Below are 20,243 nucleotides of genomic sequence, written 5' to 3'. Positions count from 1 at the left end.
ATCCGACCTGGAAACGGCTTGTCCGAGTTCAGTGCGCCAAGAGGTGCAGATTGCATGCGGGGCGTCGACATCCCGCTTCCCCGCCGGAGTCGATATCGAGAGGCGAGTAGCACAAGTGCTACATTTATTAGGTGGAGGAAATCGGGTTGCGTGATCTTCGTCAGAACGCCAGTGACCTGGTCCGGCGGGCCGAGAAGGGTGAGCAGGTCACGGTGACCGTGGCGGGTCGCCCGGCTGCTGTGCTCGGCCCACTGGGAGGGGGCAACACCTGGGTCAGCTGGGAACAGGTGGCGGATGTTTTCCGCCGTCCCGTGGATGCGGACTGGGCGTCTGATCGCGACCTTGTCGATCAGTCCGTCGTCGACCCGTGGGAGAGGTGATGGAACGCGGTGTCCTGGACACCAGTGTTCTGATCGCCGATGACCTCGCCCCGATCCCCGGGCGGCTGGCGATCAGCGTAGTCAGTATGGCTGAGCTGCAGTTCGGGATTCTGGTCGCCAAGAGTTCGGATGCTCGGGCCCAGCGGTTGGCCCGGGTGAACGCCTTGCAGCGGCGATTTGATCCGTTGCCGGTGGACGACGCGGTGGCCGAGAGCTACGGGCGGCTGGCTGCTCGGGTGGTCGAGATCGGTCGGCAACCGCGCGGTCGATCTCTAGATCTGATGATCGCAGCCACTGCCCATGCTCATGAGGCTTGCCTCTACACCCGTAATCCGGATGACTTCCGGGGTCTCGAAGATCTGGTGGAGGTGATCTCGCTGTAGTTACGCGGTGCCCCGGGCCACTCAGGAGCAACGCGAGGAGCACGGGACCAGCGGCGTGGTGCACCGGGCCGGATACATTCATAGCGGTGCCCGACAAATCCTTCCACCCGGTCTCGTGAAGTCCTGCGCTGGCACAAGCGGTCACCGAGTGACCCGGACTTCCGTCAGTTCGCTCGCGCGAGGCCATGGCAGGTCGGTTAACAACCGTTCCTAACGGATGGCCGCCGTGAAATGGTTCTGAGGCGTGTGGCTTTTCGTCTCCTGGGGGCCATTGGCTCCCGGTCGGAGGGCTTCGACGGCTTCCTTCGCGAGCCAATGACATTGCCTTTACGCCAGCTGGCCTAGGCCGGGGTGCTGTCGGCCACCAGCATCACCGGCGGGACCCGAAGCTCTCCCTCGGCGATCCGGACCCGGTACTTCGTGCGCCCCCAGGAGACCACCACGCCTGTGCGGCCGGCGTACTTGCCGGCCCGATCGGTCAGGCGGACACGAGTGCCGGGCCGCAGCTGCTGAGCCAGGGCCAGCACCGAGGGATGGTTGCGCCCACCGCCCAGGGCCTCGTCCATGTCCAGCTGAGTCTGGGCAGCAACGGAGTTCCTGGTGTCCGCGAGCTCGACCAGGTGGGCGACGTAGGTGGGGAGCATGGGGATCGAGATGTCGCCCATGGTCCAGGTGATCAGCTGTTCGGGGTCGAAGGTCGGCGTGCAGGTGAGGCAGCTGGAGGGCCTGCTTGGACGCTTGTCTCGCTCGACCTGGTGGCCCTGCGGGCAGGTGCCGGTGAAGCGGCCGGGGAGTTGGGGCAGGTCGTCGGAGTAGCAGCGTTCGGGGGTGGCGCCGATGGCAGTTGTCGTGGCTTTCCAGACCTCGTCGTGGCCGTGGGTGGGGCCGACGAGGGCGTGGGCGATCTCGTGCAGGATGGTGTCGCGGACCTCGGACTCGGGGTGGATCTTCGTCAGCGGGATGCTGAGGGTGATCACCTTCTGCGAGAACCGGCAGGAGCCGGCTCGGCGTCGGGCGCGGTCGAAGCCGAGGGTCCAGTCGAGGAGGTTGTGCTCTTCGAGTAACTCACGAGCCAACCGGCTGGCCGCACCGAGATCCATGGGACAAGTATCGAGGTTCGTGCGGCCGACCCCGATAGGCCCGGGTGGTGTGGTGGGTCGCCGGGACCGCCGCCTCAGTCGAGCAGATGCCGGATGTCCTCCGCCGTCAGCGCGCTCGAGCCCATCTCCTCGCCGGCCAGCACGCTTTCGGTCAGGGCGCTCTTGCGGGCCTTGAGGGCCATCACCTTCTCCTCGATCGTGTTGCGGGCGACCATGCGGTAGACCATGACGTTGCGGGTCTGGCCGATGCGGTGCGCGCGGTCCACGGCCTGGGCCTCGACGGCCGGGTTCCACCAGGGGTCGAGCAGGTAGACGTAGTCGGCCTCGGTGAGGTTGAGGCCGGCGCCGCCGGCCTTCAGGCTGATCAGGAAGACCGGGGCGCTGCCCTTGCGGAACCCGTCGATGACGCGGGCCCGGTTCCTGGTCTTGCCGTCCAGGTAGGAGTATTCGAGGCCGGCCTCGTCCAGGCGAGCGGCCGTGCGGTTGAGGAAGCGCGTGAACTGGCTGAACACGAGAACGCGGTGGCCCTCGGCGGCGATCTCGGGAAGCTGCTCCAGCAGGGCGTCGATCTTGGTGCTCGGGACAGCCTCGTGGGCGGGGTCGATCAGGCTCACATCCAGGGCGGCCTGCCTAAGCAGGGTGAGGGAGCGGAAGATCTCGAAGCGGTTGCGGTTCAGGTCCCCGAGCAGGCCCAGGACCTTCTGCCGTTCGCGCTGGAGGTACTTCTGGTAGACCTTGCGGTGGCGGGGGAGTAGTTCCAGTTCGACCGTCTGTTCCTGGCGGGCCGGAAGGTCGGCGGCCACCAGGTCTTTCGTGCGACGCAGCATCAAAGGGGCGACGCGGCGGCGCAGCTGGCCGAGCTTGCCCGCGTCCTGTTCGCGTTCGATGGGTGTGCGGTAGTGCTCGGTGAACCGTTCGGGGCGGGGGAACAGGCCGGGGGAGGTGATGGAGAACAGCGCCCACAGCTCCATCAGGTTGTTCTCCATCGGGGTACCGGTGATGGCGAGCTTGAAGTCGGTACGCAGTTCGCGGGCGCAGCGGTAGCCGGTGGCCTGGTGGTTCTTCACCGACTGCGCCTCGTCCAGCACCAGCCCCGCCCAGTCCTGCTCGGCGTACTGGTCGAACTCCAGCCGGAACAGCGTGTACGAGGTGATCACCAGGTCGGCGCCCTGTACAGCGGCGGCCACGTCGTGGCCGCGGCGGGCGTTGGTCGAGGTGATGGTGGCCACGGTGAAACCGGGGACGAAGCGGTGCGCCTCCTGCTCCCAGTTCGGCACCACACTGGTCGGCGCCACCACCAGGAACGGACGATCGCTCAGGCCCTGCTCGCGAGCGTGCAGGAAGAGCGCCAGCGTCTGCAGCGTCTTGCCCAGGCCCATGTCGTCGGCCAGAACACCGCCCAGGCGATGCCCGAACAGGGTCGCCAGCCAGCGGAACCCGTCTTCCTGGTAGGGCCGCAGGGTGGCTTCGAGACCGGCCGGAAGCTTGGCTTCGGGCAGTTCCTGGGCACTGCTCAGAGCCTGGATCGAAGCGCGCCAGGTCTCCAGCTCTCCGGCGATCACCCCGAGCTGCTCGAGTTCGTCCCACGTGCTGGCGTGGAAGCGGCTGAGCCGAACGGTCCCGGCCGGCGCGTCGAGCATCTCCCGCGACTCCGCGATGAGCGCGGCGAGCTGGTGGAACTGTGGCCGGTCCAGGGTGAACCACAGGCCGTTGGCCAGGAGGAGTTCCGTGTCGCCGCGGGCGAGTGCGACGAACACGTCCTCGAACGGGACCGGCTGGCCGTCGATCGTGATGCTCACGGCGAGATCCAGCCAGTCCTGGACGCCCCCGGCGGACGCGTGGTTCGCGGTGAACTCGAAGACCGGTTCTTCGTCGCTCTGGCGATATTCGGGGATCTGGCCGCCATCGACGGCCAGGCGCACACGGACGTCCGTAAGCTCTCGTAGTTGTGGGATCGTCGTGCCGATCAGCCGGGCACTGGTCATGCCCTGAACGGTGCTCTGCGAAAACGGAACTGGGCGATCGCCCACGTGCTGCAGTATGCCTGGCAGGTCGCTGAGCAGTGGGGCGATCCCGGCCAGGATCCGCGTTTCGGCCGGGGTATCGCGAATTGAGGACGATTGTCCTGGCGAACGCTGCAGGCTCTCGTGGCGTTCGGTGTCGCCGATGCGGTACGACCAGGCCCAGTCCAGCCGCATCCGGTGATTCCCCAGCGGGGTCACCGTGAGTTCCAGTACCGGCGGCTGCGCCTGCGGCAGTACCAGGGACTCGTCCGCGCTGACGACCTCGACGTGCTGGGCCAGCTGGGGGTAGAACGCGGACAGGAAGCGGTCCTCGTCGGCCGCAGGGATCGGCGGCACCGGACCGCGGGAGAGCTGCCAGAACAGCTCGGAGGGTGGCTCGCCCAGCGGGGCCAGACGCAGACCCTCGCCCGGGCCAGGGACCCAGGCCACTCCGTGCGGGGGATCCGACATTGGCAGGTAGGTAGAGGTGACGCGCTGCCCGCCGCTCTCCAGCACAGGCTCGATCACCAGACCGGCCTCCTGCCGGTGCATGTAGAGCCGCGCCGCCACCGGATCGGTGTGCACGTGGACGGGGGCGGCGGCGCGGCCCTCCATCACCAGGGGGATGCCGGCCTCGTCGACCTCGCGCAGCAGGTCCCAGACCCGGCGGCTCACGATCGCGTCGAGGAACAGGAACTTGTCCTGCCAGCCCGCCTGATGGGCGGAGGGCAGAGCATGCAGTTCTTTCAACAGACGACGCTGGTCGCGGGGAACCGTACGCAGGTCGCGTTCGGGATAGGCCAGGGACATCCAGGACAGACTTCCCCGTACCCAGGTGCCGTTACGTCCGGGCACGACCAGCCGTACGGACAGCTGAAAGCGCGGCCCGTTGGTGAGCTCGAACTGCAGTGCGACGGGTGGCTCCCCCTCGGGCGGGGCCAGGTCGCTCGCCGTCCGCGGTCGACTCGTCGCGGGCTTCGCCTTGTCGCTGAGGGCGCTGGTCAGCGCCAGCTCCCACGCAGCCGGGGCTCTGACCTTGGGCGGTGCCGGCTGACGGGTGAGGGCAGAGCTGCCGTTCAGAACGCCCTCATGGGTCAGGATCAGGGCGGCGGCGTGCGGGCAGAACTCGTCGTCACAGGTACACGACCAGGCGTTGATGTCCACGCCGCCGTCGCGCTGCCTGCGGATCACCGCCACGGCCTCGAAGTCGCGTCGGCCGTCCCGCACAACACCGCGAACGACCCCACCCGGCGCCTTGGAGCGCACCTGACCCACCTTGCCCGCGCGCACCAGGCGCCGGGCCCGCATCAGGGACGCCCGGCCGACCATGTCACTGAGGACGATCTCCACGCCGGTCAGCGGCAGGACAGCCAAGGTGGAACTCCCGGGTCGGTTGCAGAGGCCAGGATAGTGGCGGTCACTGGCCGTCCTGCACGGTTTGGTCAGCTCCCCCCTTGACCTGGCAACAGCGAGGAAGAAAGACGTCTGGCGGGTAGGTCGCCGGCGCGCCCGATGAGGCCCGCTCCACCCGGAGAATGGGCACATGACCTCGCTCGCCGATGCCGTACTAACCCTGATCCGTACCCGCGCCGACCTGCACCGCTGGGGCGCCGCCAGCGAGCACGGACGGCAGATGCACCAGGCAGTCAACGTCCTCGAGGCCGCCGTCCCCACGACCGCTCCGGGCGAGGTCTACACGGTCACCCACAAGGCTCTGGCCTCAGCCATCACCGTGATCGCCCGGGCCGACGACTCCTCCGGAATCATCGGCGACGCCTGTCGTCGCCTACTCGCGCTGCACACGAAGACAGCGGCCGCGGCCAAGGTGCCGACGGCCCGGCTGGTGGACTGGATGATGAAGTTCCAGTTCGAGGGTGAGGTCGACTACTTCGAGCTCGACCCTGTCGCCTACGCCCCTGCGCTGGGCGAGACCGGCATGAAGACCTACCGGGCCCGGCTGAACGCGATCCGCGACCGGCTGGGTCCCCGGCCAGCCGACCGGTGGGACAGCAGCAACCGTCGTGAGTGGTTCGTGCTGGAGTGGAACGACAGCCGACTGGCGGTGTTCGACCACGACGTCGAGGCCATCATCCGCACCCATGCCAGGGACCGGAAGGTCGCGGCCTGGTACGAGGACACTGCCGAGGCGCTCGAGGAGATCGGCGAGATCGACCTGGCCATCGACTGGGCACGCCAGGGTATGGACTTCGGCCCTGGCCACCAGTCGCAGGCGTGCGGCGAGCTGTGGTGCCGGCTCCTGAGCCAGCACCGCCCCCACGAATGGTTGGGAGCCCGCCGAACCGTCTTCGACCGGTGGCCGGAACACTCCACCGCGGCCCGGCTACGTGAAGCGGCCGGTACTGCATGGCCGCAGCATCGCGAGCACGTCCTGGACAGGTTGGCGTCCACGCCGTCGGACGCGGTCATGTTCGCCCTGAGCACGCTGAAGGAACCCCGGCTCGCCTGGGACCTGGCCAATCAGCTCGCCTTGAGCGACGGCCGGACCTGGCACGAGCTGCTCAAGACCTACGAGAAAATTGACCCGATCGCCGTCCTGCCCATCCATGCCCGGCTGGTGGCGGCTGATCTGCGCGAGGCCGATGCCAAGCGCTACCGGTCCGGCGCGCGGCGGCTGGTCACCATGCGCCGGCTCGCCGCCGGTACCGGCCATGCTCACGAGGTCGACGACCTCGTCGCGCAGCTGCGTGACGAGCATCGCCGGCGCCGGCGTCTGCAGCAGGAGTTCGACCGCGCCGGGCTTCCCTGAAGGTGGTTCGTGGTTGAACCGGTTGGGTTCCAGGCTCTAATCCCAGGTTGGTTCGGGGCAGAACGACCGGGCCAAGCTCGCCCAGGAGGGCTGCAAGGGTGACTGCCTCGCGGACGGTTGCCTTTTCTTGCCGGGCCTGGACGAACTGCTGCCGAGGACCCTCCGGGCCGCTGCGCTTGCACTTGGCGAGAAGACAAGATTGCCCCGTTGATCGAGCTGCCAACCCGGCTGCACGGCCAGCAGGGCCACTGCGGTGCTCATGACCTGACCGGGTGGCGGGGGATGGGTGTTCGGGGGAGAGGCTGCGTTAACTGGCGCTCAGACATCCGTAGCGGCGCGTCGATCCGGTCCGGCCATCCTGCTGTCGCCTTCGCCCAAGCGGGGACAGGTCGCCAATATGTCGGCGGCGTGCATCTGACCGGTGGAGGCGGCCAGGTCGGCGGCAGGTTGAAGCGCGGTGGCACTCCGGCTCCCTGTTTCGTGATCGGCCGTCATGATCAACCGCACCGGGAGGTTGATGTAGGCGCCGAGAGGGTCTTCGCAGTGGACGAGTTGACACGAGCAGGTCAAATGGGGATCCTCGTTCACGTATCGGAATAGCCGATACGGGTCCTGCTTGGAGGCGCGCTTGCCAGGGCTGCAGGAGACCTCCCGAGCCGCACTTCGCCATCTGGGGAAGCGACCCTTCGGGGAGTGATGCGCTCGGTATGCTGGACTTAGTCAGACTTAGTTCATAAGCTTTGATGGTGGCCCAGATGGTGAATATTCATGAAGCCAAGACACATCTGTCCCGGCTTCTGGAAGCTGTCGAGAGGGGGGAAGACGTGATCATTGCCCGAGCGGGGAAACCTGTCGCCCGCCTGGTTCCGGTTCGGCCTCGCGGCACTCGTCGGCCGGGGGCCTGGAAAGGGCGCGTAGTGATTTCTGAGGACTTCGACGAGATGCCCCCTGAAGTCATGGCGGCCTTCCATGACGACATTGAGCCGGGGCAACAGTGAGTCTTCTGCTCGATACCCACATTCTTCTGTGGTGGCTCACTGACAACGAGCGCCTACCTGCGGCAATGCGCAAGGTCATAGCGGAGCCGGATCGTGAAGTCTTCGTATCGGCCGCCTCGGCCTGGGAGATGTCGATCAAGTCGGCACTTGGCAAGCTGGACATGCCGGAGGGGTTGCGCGAAGAACTGGATGACGAAGGCATTACCGAGCTGGCGGTCACCGTAGAGGACGGCCTGGCAGCCGGAGCCCTGCCTCGGCACCACGACGATCCGTTTGACCGGATGCTCATCGCTCAGGCCGCGCGGCGTGACCTGCTGCTGCTCACCGCCGACAAGCGATTTTCCGACTACGAGGTCCGTCTGATGTAGGACCTGGGGATATGTCGCCGGGGGGTCGCGGGCGGGTCCGGGTGGTTTGTCGCCTGTCTTGGACTCCGGGCCCCGGTGCCCTCAGACGCCGGAACAAGGCGGGCCTCTTATGCAAGTCTAATTCCGTAGCCTTGCATAAGACGCCAAGCGTGATGGGTGAGGAGGCGCGTCGTGGATGAGCTGGGTTCGCCGGCAGTCAGCCATGAGGAACGCCCCTGGGAGCCGGTAGAAAATGGAATGCCCTTGTCCAGGCGCGCCCGCCTGGCCTCCCGTGGTCCCTACCGAGCCGCCGTCCCGGCCGCGATCGCCCATCTCGACTTTGCGCTGCCCGGCCACGTCATTGCCGAGTCCACCGACGCTCTGACGGAGATCGCCCGCTTCGATGCCGAACTGTCCCTGCCAGGCCACGGCGGCGAGTTCGTGCCCCTGGCGGCTGTGCTGCCGCGAACCGAATCGGCGTCCTCGTCGCAGATCGAGAATGTCACCGCCGGAGCCAAAGCTCTGGCCCTGGCCACCTTGCAGGAAAAGGCTGGAGCGAACGCCCGCCTGGTGGCTGCGAACGTCGAGGCCATGAGCAGCGCTGTCGACATGGCCGAGGATCTCAGCGAACAGACGCTGTTGGCCGCTCACCGGGTCCTGATGCACGGGCATGCTGATGCGCAGCCCGGGCGGTTTCGTGATGCCCAGGTCTGGATCGGCGGCTCGCCATTCAGTCCGCACACCGCCTCGTTCATCCCGCCGCACCACGACCGGCTCCCCGCGGCCATGTCGGACCTGATGCAGTTCTGCGAGCGCACCGACATGCCGGTGCTGGTGCACGCCGCGCTCGCGCACGCCCAGTTCGAGACCATCCACCCGTTCGCCGATGGTAACGGCCGGGTGGGACGTGTGCTGGTTCATGTGATGCTGAAGCGGGCGGGGGCGACGAGACGGCTGACCGTGCCCGTCTCATCGGGCCTGCTGGTGGATACGGCCGCCTACTTCGACGCCCTGACAGCCTTCCCGGCGGGAGATGCGGCCCCCATCGTGCAGCGCGTCACCGAAGCGGCTTTTGCCGCGGTCGGCAACGGTCGCCGGCTCCACCGCGACATCCTCAACTGCTACGAACAATGGACGCAGGTGGTCACCGCGCGCAGAGATTCGGCTGTTTGGCACGTGCTGCCACACCTGGTCAGCCAACCGGTGGTGACGGTCCAGTTCGTCCAGGAGGCCGTGGGGGTTTCAAGAACGGCGGCCCTGAACGCGGTCAACCATCTGGTGAAGGTAGGTGTGCTGGCTCCGGCGAGCGCAGCTCAGCGAGACCGGGTCTGGGGAGCTGGCGAAATTATCTCGGCGCTAGATGAATTCGCTGTTAGGGCGGGCCGGCGGCGGATGGGCTGAACCGCTTTCACCTGCTCGCGTCAGATCAGCAGTCAACGCGCTGACCTGCGACTTCGACAGACAGGTAATCCCCAGGGACGCGATCAGCTTTCCATCCTCTGCGTGCTGCGGAACGCTGCGTAGTCGCCGGGAAGACATAATCACGAAGCACTGGACGGGCCTCCCTGATCCTGGGGCCGCGGATCGTGTTCTGCACGAGCGGCAGTGACCCGCTGCACTCAGGCCATCCAGCCGGGTGCTACTGAAGCGGGAACGTTCAGGGAACCTGCGTAGGGGCTTGAACGTCCAAGTCTCATGATCATCGTGCGCTCCCTCGCTTTAGGCCCCCTTCTCGTCGGCCTCTTGACTGCGTGCGCCAGCTCGGACAGCAGCGCTTCGTGCGCCCCAGCAGTGGATTTTGGGAATCGCCTGTACCTAGAACAGTCCGCCACCTCGGATGATCCGGGCCCGCTCCTGGGCACTGCCACCGATCACATCTGCAACGACACTGGCCGGGAAGAGGCACCCAGTTCCACCACCAAGTTCGATGCGCACGAGCTCGCCGGGGTGGACCCGCAGTACGCCATCCTCGTTGTTCATGAGGATGCCTCCGGTGCCAAGGAGTCCTCCGGCACGGTCTTCGCGGTGCCGGAGGAGGAAATGCCTGCAGAGGTCTGGGCCGATATCCAAGCCTTGGCTAAGTAACGGAACGTGGCATCTTGGCAACCTTCTGTGGCCTATCTCTCCCTCCTCTCATTGCGGTGTTCATGATCAGTTCACCTGACTAATCTCGTGGGCAGATGGTGTCGCGATCTCGCCACCTCTTCCGGCAGCAATGGATTGCTTTATGCCGGAGCGACTTCCAAGGAAGGAAGTACTGCCTGTGTCTGTCTTCAAGCCTGCTGGAGTGCTACGCCGACGCACGGTCACGCTCGGGGGTTCGCTCGCCCTGGTTGTTACCGCTCTCGTCATGCCTGCGCAGGTCAGCGCGGCGGCGCCCACTGTCGACGAGTGCGACCTGTCCGAAGAGGAGACCCTCACGGTCGAGGACCTTCCCGAGGGGTCGTCGGTCATCGAATGTGAGGCGGTCGGCCTCGTGATCCGTCAAGGCGATGTCGGCCTCACGGTGCCGGCGCCGGGTGAGGCGGCAGGGGTTGAGCTGATCTCTGACGGTGAGTCCGACGGTTTCCAGATCGAGGTCGCGGCCGACGGCACGGTGAACTATCCCGAAGAGACACCCGGTCCTCAGTCCGGCGGGGGTGATATCAGTATTGCCGCCGATCCCGGCGCCTGCTCCGACGGCGCCTACAGCACCAATGATCTCAAGGAATACGGCACGTACAACTGGTACGTCGGCGATGGTGGGATGCCTGGTGCCCTGACCAAGGACGAGGCCCGGGCCGCGTTCGCGGACGCGATCAACAACATCACCGGGAGCTACAACAACTGCGACTACACAGACACGGTCGACGCGAAGTCCCAGTACCAGGGGACCACCACCTACGAGGCAGACATGAACGCCAGCGGCTCCTGCACGAGCAGGGACGGCCAGAGCACCTGGGACGCAGGTGATCTGCCGTCCGACACGGTGGCACAGGCCTGCTGGTGGTCAGTGGCGACGCCCGGGATCAAGAACGACCTGCTCGAGTCCGACGTCCGGTACAACACCACGGACAAGAACTTCACCGACAACGGCGCTTCCAGCAGTTGCTCGAACAAATACGATGTTCGCTCTGTCGGCACCCACGAGGCCGGTCACGTATTCGGGATGGGCCACGTCGGCAGCGGTCACAACAACCTCACCATGTACACGAACTCCTTCCTGTGTGAAACGAAGGCCCGCACCCTGGGCAAGGGGGACGTGCTAGGGCTGCGCAGCATCTACTGATCACCAGCCATTGACGGCCACGGAGCATTGACGGGTGGCGTGCTTTCGACGAAGCCCGCCACCCGCTCATCCGAACGGGAGACTGCAGATGAACCGGAAGACGACCCTGATCGCCTCCCTTACAGCGGTGGCCGTGAGCTGCGGTACCGCCGGGGCCGTGGCCGCTGTTCGCAGTGCGCCTGTCCCGAACGTGTTCTTGGCCGCCCCTGTCCAGGCCAGCCGCACCTACGTAGCTGGGCCTGAGGCAACGTATGAGCGCTTTACTAAGCCGTATCCACATGTCACCGGCGGGATCGGTGAGGTCGAGCCGCTCGTGGCGGCCGTGCCTGACCAGGCCAAGACGTACGATGCGTTGGTCACCGTGTCGTTTCGGTACAGCACCAAGGGCAGCGGCCCGTTCACCGTCGAGGTCAACGCCGACACCAAACTCGGGGCCTCCGACGACCTGGTGACCAGTCCGAAGACTCCCGCCCCCATCACCCCGAGTGCCAAGCAAGCATCCGGGACGGTGCAGTTCGTTGTTCCCGCTCTCAAGGGCGGCAAGACCTACCGGTTCCAGCCGATCGCTAACACCAAGGCACCGAAGAAGGCGGGGAAGAACGCGATAAGTACGTCGGGCGTCGTTCTCACTGTGCAGTTGACTCCACGTACCTGAAGACGAGTCCGTGCGCGCCCAACGCTCCAACCTCGAGGAACAATCTCAACGATCAAACCGGGCCGTCGGGTTGGGGCTGACCATTGCCTGGTCTACCGTCAGGGCGCACGACGGGCGCCATCTCCGCAAGGCTGACGGTCGAGGACGGTCTGTACGTCGAGGTTACCCTGCCAATGGCTGAGCCGGGCAGGAGGGCGCCCCGAGCGCAAAACGTGCGATGGCAGGGAAGTTCTCCCGCCTGGATCGTGAACCCCGGTGAGATTCCGAGGAGCCGGCACGACTGATCAGCACCCGGTCGTGATCAGTCGCTGTCGTCGCGGTACACGTCCAGCCACAGGTCACCGGGCAGCGCGACCAGTCGTTGCAGGATGCTGCGGTGCAACTCCGTGGCGTTCTCTCCGTTCTTGACATCGAGCATTGCGAACCAGGTGGCCTCGTACCCCTCGCGTTCCAGTTCCCAGAGCGTCGCTGCCACCGGCTCGAGCTGGGCGAGGAGCCGCTCCAGCATCTTTGACAGGCGCACTTCTCCCTGCAGTTCGTCGGAGTCGCTGCTGAGAATCCACACCGAGTGTTGTCGCTTTCGCTCAGGCGTGCGCGACGAGATCACCGAGCCTGCTTCGCTGGAACTCGTCGGGGTCAGGTTCAGCTGCTCAGTCACCGCTGCGGCGGAACCGCCACTGTCGTTGGTCAGCCGGAAGGACACGATGCTTCTCACCGCGGTCAGTGTTTCACAGCTCAATCTGCAGCTGCACAGACATTTTCACGGGCTTCATCCCCCGGCCGAAAAATCCGGGAGTCGTCCGACGATGTTCCGGGCAGGATGGGTCCGTGAACCATGTTCTGTCCGGGCTTGCTGCCAACGCCAGCCTGCCGCCCGAGCTTCTCGACCGCCTGATCGCGGTCGCCGATACCGAGACCGCTACGCACCTCGTGCACCGGGCCGATCTCAGTCATGCACAGGCGATAGCACTCGCCTCTCGCGCCGAGGAAATCGCTGTCTCGCTTGCCCATGCCGGCATGATCACAGCCGAGGACGTTGACCCCGCAAAGCAACCCTACGTCGCGCTCGCCCTGCTGGCCGAGGGCGTGGGGAGGTCAGAGTGGGCCCAGGCCTTCGCGAGGGCCCCGGACGTCAAGCACCGCGTAGAACTGGCCGCCTGCCCCGGTCTTTCCCCGGATGTGGTGGAGGTGCTCGCCAGCGACGCGGACGTACGGGTCGTGGCGGAACTCGCGCTGTGGACCACTTCGCAGACGGCCGCCAGACTTGCTGTGCACTCGCACGCTGAGGTCCGTCGCGCGGTAGCGGCCAACGAAGCGACACCGCCGGCCGTACTCGCGGCCCTACTCACCGAAGCCGGGATGGCCCCCGCACAACGGTGCCTGGTCTGCGACCGTGAAGAGACGCCATTCGTGCATGATCCCGAGTGCCCCCGGCTCGACTGCGACCTGCTGCCCGGCGACTCGTGCGACGGCTCCCACGAATCCACCCGGGAGCAGACGCATCAGCTGGCGATCGAGAACCCGGGCACACCGGACCAGGCTCTCGCGGATTTCGCCGACCATCCTTCGCTGTACCTGCGCTGCCTGCTCGCCGGTCGCCCCAACCTGCCCGCGGCAATCTGCGCCCGGCTCGTCGTAGATCCGCACCCTGAAGTTCGAGCCTGTCTCGCCGAGAAACGGGCGATGGATGGAGAACTGATCCACGCCCTGGCTTTCGACCGCGAACACGAAGTGCGACGCAGGCTCGCGCACAACCCGGTCGTCCCGCTCGACGTGCTGACCCACCTCGCCAGCGCCACGCGGCTCAGCTCCACCCTGTTGCCGCGGATCGCCTCAGCATCTCCCGCCGAGCTCGAAGAACTTGCCGCATCATCGATCCCGGCAGTGCGAACGCTCGTAGCCCATCGGCGCGATCTGCCACCCGCCCTACGCGACACGCTGGCAACCGACCCTGATGCCAAGGTGCTCAAGTCCATCGCTCCTCACCCGGGCCTCTCGGAACGCCTCTTGCGCAGCATGGTCGACCGGCACGGAGTTCGAGTCGCCGCCAAGGTGGCCACCAATCCCGACGCAACACCGGCACTACTGGAAGACCTTGCCCGACACAGGCCAGTGGTGCAGAAAGCGTTTCGCGAGATTGCCCGACATCGCAATGCGTCGGTACCGGCGCTGCTCGCCTGCTTGGCAGACCCCCAGGCAAGACCCATAGCCGCCAGTCACGCGGCCCTGCCGCCGCCCATCATTCAAGAACTACTCACCGACCCCGACGAGCGAGTGGCGGAGGCGGCAGCCGCCAACCCCTCGCTGCCTCTCAATGTCATGTGGGAATCGATGCCGCCATCCTGATCCTGCCCACCGACAACCACGCCCCGGAAAACTCTCAAGCACGAGACCACACGGTGCACCATCGACCACCTGGAGACCACGATCGGCCTCAACCAGACAAGGTCAGGAGCACTCCTGAACGCCACCGTTAGCCTACGGTGGTGATCGATCTTGCCACCGCGCTGGCGCAGAGAGTCCTCCAGCGGATTCCGGACGCGCGGCGCGAGCACGAAGCGCTACGTGCCCAGCACCGCGCTCGTGGACTGGGCGAGCCGACTCCAGAAGCCTTCCTCTCCGCCTACAGCCAACAGCTCATCAGCAGGTTCCGACCGGACGAAACCGGCCGCCGGCCGCTGGTGACGTTCGTCGAGCTCATCGAGGACGACTACGGCGTCACCGAAGAACTGGACGCCCTGTTGCAGGAATGCTTTCGCCGCCACCTGCCGCCCGAGCCGACAGACCCGGATCCGGCCGGTGCCCTGGGACTCACGCTCGGGGAAGCAGTCGGGCTGGCCCACCGGTGGCGTGCTCACCCCGACCACCAGGCATTCACCGAGCACCTGGTGTCGCGGGTCCCCGTGCTCGCAGACCTTCTGGACGGCCTCACCGAGTGGGGCGATCACGAGGACGTCAGGCTCCACGGATTCCTGGCTGGCATCGCTTTCTGGGCCACCCGCGAGTGCGCCGACGGCCGTCTGGACGAGGTGCTGCAGGTTCTGGAACTGGTCGATGATGCCTTCGAACCAGGGCCACTGGAGAATCCGATTGCGGTCTCGTTCGTCGAACTGATGCCCCATCCGCATGAGCCCGGTGCGAACCTGGTGGAACATCTGCCGCCGAAGCTACGGGCTGAACGGGCCCGGCAACAGGCGTGGAGAGCCCAGTTCACCGGTCCACCCCGCACAGTAGAACGCTGATGCTCTGGGAGTTTGAGGATCCTGTGCCGCACATTCTGGCTATCTGTTCAGGGCGAAGGATTGAGGAACGGCTTTCCGGCAGTCAGGGCGCCGGCTTTCACCTCGTTCTCGATCTTCCGCGCCTCGTCGCCGCTGTGCGTACGGATGTATCGGAAGGCCAAGTGTGCGTGGATCCAGTCGCGGGTGAGCTTGTCCAAGGACAGGTCGCCGGTGCCGAGGCGTTCGATCTCGTCGGGTGTCAGGGAGGGCAGGACGAAGCGGTCGCAGACGTAGATGCAGAACTTGTCGCCGCTGCGGTCACCGTTACGGTGCTGCTTCAGCCGTCCGTGCAGCCCCTCGACGGGTCTGGACGGCTGGGCCTCGTCGTCGGGCTCGGTGTAACGGATGCGGGTGCCGCCGATGCCGACGTAGACGAAGCGGTCGCCTTGCCAGATCGTGTAGACGCCAGCGATGTTCTTTGGGACGGCCGCGGCGGCGAAGTCGGCGAAGGTGTGGAGCTGGCCGGTCTCGAGGTCGGAGATGCTCACGACCGTGGGCCCGGCTGGAGGAAGTTACGGCGGGGGCCCGGAGGAGAAGAGCTGGCTCGTTCAGGTGCCCCGCGTTCCCGCATGCGCCCCAGGATCGCTGGTCTGACATCAGGCGGTGCTGGGGCACAGGTGACTCAACGGGGTTGCCGGGCAGGTGACGGACTTCTCGAAGTCTCCTGGTCAGCGGAGCGAGTCGTATTCGCCGTTCTTGGCTCCGTGGAGCCATGTGGCAAAGCCGGCGGGACTGAGGATGTGGATGGGGCTGGAGGTTCCGAGCTTGCTGTCCCTGACCTGGACCTGCTTGTCAGCCTTGCGCATCTCGACGCACTCACCCGAGCCGCTGCTGGCCGAGGCTTTGATCCACCCGCCGCTCTCGTTCATTACTTGAACTCCTCGATCGGAACGCTGAGCTCGCGCAGTCTCGCGAACGCCTCATGGTAGGCCGTGACGTGCCGTCGGCCTTCGAGGTAGCGGGCACCGGTCAGGGCCTCGAGGTAGACCACGGAGGGCCGCTCGCCATCACGGAACTCCATGAGCGAGAAGCGTGCGGCTAAGCCTGCGTGAGCCTTGGATCGCCGCGGGATGACACGGATGTCGATGCCCGGCCGCTCATTGACAGAGTGCAGGAAGCGTCTCTGCTCAGCCATTACCTTGGCTGAGCCGATTTCGAGCTCGAACGTTCCTACGCCGAGTATCACTTCTACTGTGCGATCGGTGCGATCGAGCATGGACGTCTGACGCTCGTTGCGCAGCCTGAGGCGGGTGGCGAGCGCGGCTGGGGCAGTGGGCCCGTCTGTATCCATGACGGCTTCGGCGTAAGCGCTCGTCTGGAAAACGCCTGGGACGAGTTCTGGGTGCCAGTAGGCAAGCCGTGAACAGCGTCGCTCGCAGGCGAGATAGAGGTCGAGCCACCCTGGCACGGCGTGCTTGCTGTCCTCCCAGAACGCCTCGGACCGCGCCATGTCCGCCAGCCCGATCATCTCGTCGGTCTCGGCCCGGTCCAGCTCATAGAACCGGCACAGGTTGAACACGTCCCCAGGATCACCCTGGATCCCACGCTCGATCTCCCGCAGCTTGGTCAGGCCGAAGAGTTTGGCCTCGGCCACGTCGGCCTGTGTCTTGCCTGCCTGCTTGCGCGCGGCCTCCAGCCGCAGGCCCAGTTCACTGCGGGCCAGTTGCGATCCCGGCACGTCGCCACCCCCGTGTCTACGTGAATCGTCGATCCGAAGGAGCCTGCTCGGAAACCGAGCGTTGCCCTTTCGATGGACCTGGTGAAGCGTTTCCCCTCAGACGAGGTCGATGACAAAGACTGTAGCTGAACAATTTACGGGGGTTGACCATGGAGCGAGCGGAGCCGCCGTCCTGGGACATGGCCTGGTTGCGAAGTCTTCTGGTGTACGTGCGGCGACACGGTGTCCAGGCCCATGAGGCCAAGCTTCTGGACAGCGACGCTGTTTCAATCCGTTTCGAACCGCACTTGGCCCAGCCCGAAATTCTTGAAGGGCTGCTGCTGGTCTGGCCGGGTGTCGTGGCGGTCGAGCGTGTGGGCGAGCGGATGGTGCTGGCCCACCGGCAGCCGCCCCGCCGGCAGCACCGCAAACGCCTGCGGTTCGCCGGCCCGGGACTACGGCTGCGTCCGCGATGAGGATCGGCCGCACGGACCTTCTGATCAGCGACGATGCCAGCATCCTGGCTCTGGAGCTGGTCCTGCGCACCGACGACGTCACCGTCTGGTTCGGCAACCGCACCCTCGCGGTCATGGCCCGCGACGCGTTCGCGAGCTGGCTCCGCAGCGGCGGCGACCTGGTCGTGGACGACCTGAGTTGGACTACCGATGGACGTTTCGCGCGCCTGACGATCGACGGCCACCGCACGTATGTGGTGGACAATGAGGCGCTGGCACAGTTGGCGCGCCACATGTGAACGCGACGCTGCCAGCGCTTTCTGGGCGGACACGCGTCCTCAATCTGTATCGCAACCACGGTGAAAGGCGAGAATCCATGCGGCTGATCCAGCACGATGCCCGTCATCTCTGGTCGAGTACCACAGTGGTCGACACCGAGGCGATCGATCACGAGCGGCCGATCGCGCGGGTCGCGCTGGAGACCGAGACGGTCCTGATCCGGGTCGCGCAGCGGGTCGACTTCAATCTGCTCGCCGAGCCGGTCGAGGTGATGCCGTACCCGCCGCGGATCACGCTGGGGGACTATGAGCTCAATGATGGGCAGGCTCGGGAGATTGCGCGTCATCTGCTGACGGCGGTGGAGTTCGTGGACGGGCTGGGGTGGGCGCGGTCGCCTCGGCGCCCGCGGCTGGTGCCGCGCGGTTGAGTGATGGGCGCGCGCCTTGATGCAGGTCAAGAGCGTTCGCGATATTGCTGCTGGGGTGGTTCTGCTGGTGGTCTGGGCCGACGCTGATCACACCGCCCTGGGCTGGACGATGATTGTGGCGGCTATCAGTCCGAGCGCAGACGCACGTGACGTGGCCAGCCCGGTTGCGGCGTGGGATAGGTCTTTAGTTCCAGAACCCGCCCGCGCTGGTCATTCTTGAGAGGGATGCTGTGCTCCCTGGCCGGTCCTAGAGTCGTGATCGTGACGAAAAGTGCCATCTACTCTCGTGGTTTGGTCCTGGCCGGGCTTGTCCTGGCCCTGACGGGTTGTGCCGACGAGGGCTCACCTCCTACTGCTGAGCAGCGAGAGACAGCGCGAACGGCCGGATTCGACATCGCTCTGATGTACACGACCGAGGTCGAAGGTTACGCCGCCGCAGCCGGGGGTAGCGGGGTCTACGGTGACGCGGGATACCAGCAGATCTACGCCTCAACCAAGGGTGACGACCTGAGGCTCACCGTCGAGCGCGGCACGCTCGACGCGACGAGCTGTGCCGCCCTGCCCGTACCAGGAGCAGAACCGGTAGACGCGAGGGTGCAGTGCACACCTGACGGCGACGGCTGGGTGCGGGCCGCCGGGGATCGGCAGGAATACGCCGTGACGCGCGGCGACCTGCTGGTGCGTGTGAACGGGCTGACCGCCGTGGCCGGCCCGGACCTGGTGCGCTCGGCCGCGAAGCAGGCCCGGCCGATCACCTCCGAGGAGTTCGAGGAGCTCTACCCGGCGGACGAGGCGCGCCCGGGCGAGACCGTCGAGCGCGGCGACATCACCGGCGACAACGCCCCGAACAACGACGTCGGAGCGGGTGGCTGAGCGGAACGGAACCTCCATGCAAAGGTTCCGCATCAATCGTCCTCAATGTGGTTTCGCTTCCCCCTGCAGCGTGGGTAGTTGTGGCACCCGCAGGCGCGATCGCCGGCGTTCAGGAGCCAGAGGTCGTTACGACCGCGCAGGCGACTCGGCGTCGACGGTCGGGGCAAAACCAGAACGCCGACCACCAGTGGACGATGGTCGGCGCCTTGGGTCAGGCCTTCGCTCAGGCCGTGGGGGTGGGCGTCGGGGTCGAGTCGTCGTCGCTGTCGTCCGGGCTGCTCACGTCGGGCTCGGGGGTCTCGCCGGTCTCGGGCGTCTCCGTCGGCGTGGGCTCGGTCGACTCAGTGGGGTCCGGGGTCGGAGTGGCCTTCACGCCCTTGGCGGTCACCCGGACCAGGGTGATGACCTTGGCCGCCTGCCGGGTCTGGACGGTGACCTTGTCGCCGACCTTCAGGGCGGCCAGTTCCACGCTCTTACCGTTGCGGGTGATCCTGACACTGTCGGGGACCTGCAGGGTCAGGCCGGTGGTGCGCAGCTTCTTGTCCCGCCCACCGCGCACCTTGACCGTCAGCGTGCCGGCTGATGCGTCGACAGCGCTGAGGGTGCCGTTGTAGACCACGGTCTTGGCCTTGGTCTTCTTGCCGCTCTTGTCGTCCTTGCTGTTCTTGGTGCTCTTGTCGTCCTTGCCGCTGCGGTCCTGCTTCGGGCCGTCGTTGCGGTCGGACTTCGCGACCGAGGAACCGGACAGGGCCGAGGCGGAGGCGGCGCTCGCCGCTGCACCGGGTACGACCAGGGCGGCGGCGAGTGCGAGCGCGGCGTATCGGCGGTTCATGCATCAGTCCTTCGGTAACCGGGCTACCTCCGTTCCCGGTGGGGGCGAGGGAGGTCCCTGGGCTTTGCGTCCCCGGCTCGCGCCGGGTTTGCCATGTCGAGACACGCGTTGCTTGCGCGTTCAAGCAGCATGCGGGGTGAGTCGTTGCTCGGGCCAGCCGCCGATCCGGTGACGGTTCGCCGCGCAGACGCGCATCGACGTCCATTGCTTGTGGCCCTGACGACCGCCCCCTCCGTCAGCCGGTGACCGGCTCAGATCGTTTAATGGTTATCCATGCGGGTGTGCGGGGGACAGGCGAAGACCCAGCGCTATCGCGAACGCCAGGGGCAGGTCACGTCCCAGCCGACAACTCCGTGACCGACACGACATCCCATCAGCGGTTCGACGTCCTGACCACCGGCGGAGGCACGCTCTCCTGACAGGACTCCAAGATCCAGATTGGACGAGTGCTCATCCGCCAGCGGCTACCAAGCCCCGAGCCTGTCGCAACAGACCGGGCGGGTCCCATGAGGTCGGGATCAGCCCACTGGCCTGATGC

The 20,243-nt window shown here is 66.3% G+C and carries 23 protein-coding genes and 1 riboswitch; of the genes, 16 read left to right on the top strand and 7 right to left on the bottom strand.

Features of this window, described 5'->3' with window-relative positions; genetic code table 11:
- The first annotated feature begins 146 nt into the window (after nt 1-146).
- Together QSK18_RS34990 and QSK18_RS34985 are read left to right on the top strand one after the other, a co-directional pair.
- Nucleotides 147-380, top strand: a complete 234-nt coding sequence (locus QSK18_RS34990; protein WP_232815048.1) for a type II toxin-antitoxin system Phd/YefM family antitoxin — start codon at nt 147-149, stop codon at nt 378-380.
- Nucleotides 380-763 (top strand): type II toxin-antitoxin system VapC family toxin, encoded by a 384-nt coding sequence (locus QSK18_RS34985; protein ID WP_232815049.1) that lies wholly within the window; start codon nt 380-382, stop codon nt 761-763. The genes QSK18_RS34990 and QSK18_RS34985 overlap by 1 nt, the downstream gene beginning before the upstream one ends.
- A 341-nt stretch (nt 764-1,104) precedes the next feature.
- On the opposite strand, the gene QSK18_RS34980 is transcribed toward QSK18_RS34985, so the two are convergent.
- Both QSK18_RS34980 and QSK18_RS34975 read right to left on the bottom strand, forming a co-directional pair.
- Nucleotides 1,105-1,863: a SprT-like domain-containing protein gene (locus QSK18_RS34980; protein ID WP_285628650.1), complete on the bottom strand. Its 759-nt coding sequence runs from the start codon at nt 1,861-1,863 to the stop codon at nt 1,105-1,107.
- A 74-nt stretch (nt 1,864-1,937) separates the two neighbouring features.
- Nucleotides 1,938-5,240 carry a DEAD/DEAH box helicase gene (locus QSK18_RS34975; protein ID WP_285628647.1) on the bottom strand — a complete coding sequence of 1,101 codons (3,303 nt, stop codon included), beginning with the start codon at nt 5,238-5,240 and terminating at the stop codon, nt 1,938-1,940.
- A 169-nt stretch (nt 5,241-5,409) separates the two neighbouring features.
- Between QSK18_RS34975 and QSK18_RS34970 the strand changes: the two genes are divergently transcribed.
- From QSK18_RS34970 to QSK18_RS34940, 7 genes are all read left to right on the top strand, one after another.
- Complete coding sequence (locus tag QSK18_RS34970; RefSeq protein ID WP_285628644.1) at nt 5,410-6,633, top strand: DUF6880 family protein; 1,224 nt, start codon at nt 5,410-5,412, stop codon at nt 6,631-6,633.
- 755 nt (nt 6,634-7,388) lie between these two features.
- The gene (locus QSK18_RS34965; protein ID WP_232815293.1) at nt 7,389-7,631 is read left to right on the top strand and encodes a type II toxin-antitoxin system Phd/YefM family antitoxin; all 243 of its coding nucleotides are present in this window, start codon (nt 7,389-7,391) and stop codon (nt 7,629-7,631) included.
- On the top strand, nt 7,628-7,999 hold the full coding sequence (locus QSK18_RS34960; protein WP_285628641.1) for a type II toxin-antitoxin system VapC family toxin: 372 nt from the start codon (nt 7,628-7,630) through the stop codon (nt 7,997-7,999). The genes QSK18_RS34965 and QSK18_RS34960 overlap by 4 nt, the downstream gene beginning before the upstream one ends.
- Nucleotides 8,000-8,170: 171 nt before the next feature.
- A complete protein-coding gene (locus QSK18_RS34955; protein ID WP_285628638.1) occupies nt 8,171-9,379 on the top strand; it encodes a Fic family protein in 1,209 nt (402 codons plus the stop codon).
- Nucleotides 9,380-9,673: 294 nt separating this feature from the next.
- A complete protein-coding gene (locus QSK18_RS34950) occupies nt 9,674-10,063 on the top strand; it encodes a DUF6281 family protein (RefSeq protein WP_232815287.1) in 390 nt (129 codons plus the stop codon).
- A gap of 265 nt (nt 10,064-10,328) precedes the next feature.
- Complete coding sequence (locus tag QSK18_RS34945; RefSeq protein ID WP_285628631.1) at nt 10,329-11,246, top strand: matrixin family metalloprotease; 918 nt, start codon at nt 10,329-10,331, stop codon at nt 11,244-11,246.
- A gap of 88 nt (nt 11,247-11,334) precedes the next feature.
- Nucleotides 11,335-11,901 carry a hypothetical protein gene (locus QSK18_RS34940; protein WP_285628628.1) on the top strand — a complete coding sequence of 189 codons (567 nt, stop codon included), beginning with the start codon at nt 11,335-11,337 and terminating at the stop codon, nt 11,899-11,901.
- Nucleotides 11,902-12,202: 301 nt separating this feature from the next.
- Here the strand turns inward: QSK18_RS34940 and QSK18_RS34935 are convergent, their stop codons facing one another.
- Nucleotides 12,203-12,604: a DUF4279 domain-containing protein gene (locus QSK18_RS34935; protein WP_285628625.1), complete on the bottom strand. Its 402-nt coding sequence runs from the start codon at nt 12,602-12,604 to the stop codon at nt 12,203-12,205.
- Between the two features lie 125 nt (nt 12,605-12,729).
- Here QSK18_RS34935 and QSK18_RS34930 point away from each other — a divergent pair, with 125 nt between their 5' ends.
- Nucleotides 12,730-14,247, top strand: coding sequence for a hypothetical protein (locus QSK18_RS34930; RefSeq protein ID WP_285628622.1), 1,518 nt, complete (start codon nt 12,730-12,732; stop codon nt 14,245-14,247).
- A 140-nt stretch (nt 14,248-14,387) separates the two neighbouring features.
- Nucleotides 14,388-15,143 (top strand): hypothetical protein, encoded by a 756-nt coding sequence (locus QSK18_RS34925; protein ID WP_285628619.1) that lies wholly within the window; start codon nt 14,388-14,390, stop codon nt 15,141-15,143.
- Between the two features lie 47 nt (nt 15,144-15,190).
- Here the strand turns inward: QSK18_RS34925 and QSK18_RS34920 are convergent, their stop codons facing one another.
- The 3 genes from QSK18_RS34920 to QSK18_RS34910 form a co-directional block, all read right to left on the bottom strand.
- Nucleotides 15,191-15,670: a hypothetical protein gene (locus QSK18_RS34920; RefSeq protein ID WP_285628616.1), complete on the bottom strand. Its 480-nt coding sequence runs from the start codon at nt 15,668-15,670 to the stop codon at nt 15,191-15,193.
- Nucleotides 15,671-15,850: 180 nt separating this feature from the next.
- The gene (locus tag QSK18_RS34915; protein ID WP_285628613.1) at nt 15,851-16,051 is read right to left on the bottom strand and encodes a DUF397 domain-containing protein; all 201 of its coding nucleotides are present in this window, start codon (nt 16,049-16,051) and stop codon (nt 15,851-15,853) included.
- A complete protein-coding gene (locus QSK18_RS34910) occupies nt 16,051-16,860 on the bottom strand; it encodes a helix-turn-helix domain-containing protein (RefSeq protein ID WP_285628610.1) in 810 nt (269 codons plus the stop codon). Before QSK18_RS34910 ends, QSK18_RS34915 begins: the two co-directional genes overlap by 1 nt.
- A 149-nt stretch (nt 16,861-17,009) precedes the next feature.
- Between QSK18_RS34910 and QSK18_RS34905 the strand changes: the two genes are divergently transcribed.
- From QSK18_RS34905 to QSK18_RS34890, 5 genes are all read left to right on the top strand, one after another.
- A complete protein-coding gene (locus tag QSK18_RS34905) occupies nt 17,010-17,315 on the top strand; it encodes a hypothetical protein (protein ID WP_285628607.1) in 306 nt (101 codons plus the stop codon).
- A complete protein-coding gene (locus QSK18_RS34900) occupies nt 17,312-17,593 on the top strand; it encodes a hypothetical protein (RefSeq protein WP_285628604.1) in 282 nt (93 codons plus the stop codon). Before QSK18_RS34905 ends, QSK18_RS34900 begins: the two co-directional genes overlap by 4 nt.
- A gap of 77 nt (nt 17,594-17,670) precedes the next feature.
- Nucleotides 17,671-18,000: a hypothetical protein gene (locus tag QSK18_RS34895; RefSeq protein ID WP_285628600.1), complete on the top strand. Its 330-nt coding sequence runs from the start codon at nt 17,671-17,673 to the stop codon at nt 17,998-18,000.
- Nucleotides 18,001-18,019: 19 nt separating this feature from the next.
- Complete coding sequence (locus QSK18_RS36195) at nt 18,020-18,220, top strand: DUF4267 domain-containing protein (protein WP_352396725.1); 201 nt, start codon at nt 18,020-18,022, stop codon at nt 18,218-18,220.
- A 41-nt stretch (nt 18,221-18,261) separates the two neighbouring features.
- A complete protein-coding gene (locus QSK18_RS34890; protein WP_285628597.1) occupies nt 18,262-18,873 on the top strand; it encodes a hypothetical protein in 612 nt (203 codons plus the stop codon).
- 223 nt (nt 18,874-19,096) lie between these two features.
- Here QSK18_RS34890 and QSK18_RS34885 read toward each other — a convergent pair whose 3' ends face one another.
- Nucleotides 19,097-19,705 carry a hypothetical protein gene (locus QSK18_RS34885; RefSeq protein ID WP_285628586.1) on the bottom strand — a complete coding sequence of 203 codons (609 nt, stop codon included), beginning with the start codon at nt 19,703-19,705 and terminating at the stop codon, nt 19,097-19,099.
- 10 nt (nt 19,706-19,715) lie between these two features.
- A riboswitch (cyclic di-GMP riboswitch) is annotated at nt 19,716-19,808 on the bottom strand.
- Nucleotides 19,809-20,243: the final 435 nt, after the last annotated feature.

It is taken from the genome of Kineosporia sp. NBRC 101677 (assembly GCF_030269265.1).
In the GTDB taxonomy this organism is placed as follows: Bacteria; Actinomycetota; Actinomycetes; order Actinomycetales; family Kineosporiaceae; genus Kineosporia; species Kineosporia rhizophila.
Note: the sequence above shows the minus strand (reverse complement) of the source record. Positions and strands in the feature narration are given on the sequence as shown.